General features: G+C 50.8%; 4 tRNA genes and 2 rRNA genes. All 6 read left to right on the top strand.

The features are described from left to right. Positions 1 to 453: ribosomal RNA gene (locus WQ57_RS22480) — 23S ribosomal RNA — on the top strand; the annotation flags it as partial. Between the two features lie 151 nt (positions 454 to 604). Next, a 5S ribosomal RNA gene (gene rrf, locus WQ57_RS22475) occupies positions 605 to 720 on the top strand. Between the two features lie 52 nt (positions 721 to 772). Further along, positions 773 to 847, top strand: a tRNA-Glu gene (locus WQ57_RS22470). 4 nt (positions 848 to 851) lie between these two features. After that, positions 852 to 927 (top strand) — tRNA-Val (locus WQ57_RS22465). 7 nt (positions 928 to 934) lie between these two features. Beyond that, a tRNA-Thr gene (locus WQ57_RS22460) sits at positions 935 to 1,010 on the top strand. A gap of 99 nt (positions 1,011 to 1,109) precedes the next feature. Next, a tRNA-Lys gene (locus tag WQ57_RS22455) sits at positions 1,110 to 1,185 on the top strand. The last annotated feature ends 49 nt before the right edge of the window (positions 1,186 to 1,234 follow it).

Genomic DNA, 1,234 nt, shown 5'->3' with positions numbered 1-1,234 from the left:
ATAACAGGCTTATCTCCCCCAAGAGTCCACATCGACGGGGAGGTTTGGCACCTCGATGTCGGCTCATCGCATCCTGGGGCTGTAGTCGGTCCCAAGGGTTGGGCTGTTCGCCCATTAAAGCGGTACGCGAGCTGGGTTCAGAACGTCGTGAGACAGTTCGGTCCCTATCCGTCGTGGGCGCAGGAAATTTGAGAGGAGCTGTCCTTAGTACGAGAGGACCGGGATGGACGCACCGCTGGTGTACCAGTTGTCTTGCCAAAGGCATCGCTGGGTAGCTATGTGCGGACGGGATAAGTGCTGAAAGCATCTAAGCATGAAGCCCCCCTCAAGATGAGATTTCCCATAGCGTCAAGCTAGTAAGATCCCTGAAAGATGATCAGGTTGATAGGTCAGAGGTGGAAGCGCGGTGACGTGTGGAGCTGACTGATACTAATCGATCGAGGACTTAACCAAAACGAAAAGCGAAGGCTAGGAGCCGGAGCTGGACAAGAACGATACTCGAAATTGCAAACCTTCTGAAATGCATTATCCAGTTTTGAGGGAATAAAAGTTTTCCTTGCAAAATAACTAAAAGGCATTATAATAGACAATGTCGTTAAAAAAGTCTGGCGGCGATGGCGAGAAGGTCACACCCGTTCCCATGCCGAACACGGAAGTTAAGCTTCTCAGCGCCGATGGTAGTTGGGGGTTTCCCCCTGTGAGAGTAGGACGCTGCCAGGCAATCCCCTTATCGGGGACTTTATTTTGCAGATAACACTATAAAATTCCTTTCGGCCCCTTGGTCAAGCGGTTAAGACACCGCCCTTTCACGGCGGTAACACGGGTTCGAATCCCGTAGGGGTCACCATTTTGGAGGATTAGCTCAGCTGGGAGAGCATCTGCCTTACAAGCAGAGGGTCGGCGGTTCGATCCCGTCATCCTCCACCATTATTATGCCGGTGTAGCTCAATTGGTAGAGCAACTGACTTGTAATCAGTAGGTTGGGGGTTCAAGTCCTCTCGCCGGCACCATGTTTCTTGCTTCTTGAATTAACATCTGCGGTAACATGCGAAAAAGCCCGTAAGGGATTTTGAGCAGAGACACTGCTCACAGTACGATTAATTATGTTCGAGCCATTAGCTCAGTCGGTAGAGCATCTGACTTTTAATCAGAGGGTCGAAGGTTCGAGTCCTTCATGGCTCACCATTTTCATATTGCGGGTGTGGCGGAATTGGCAGACGCACCAGACTTAGGA

Origin of the sequence: Mesobacillus campisalis, assembly GCF_000986785.1 — a bacterium.
GTDB lineage: Bacteria > Bacillota > Bacilli > Bacillales > Cytobacillaceae > Mesobacillus_B > Mesobacillus_B campisalis.
Note: the sequence above shows the minus strand (reverse complement) of the source record. Positions and strands in the feature narration are given on the sequence as shown.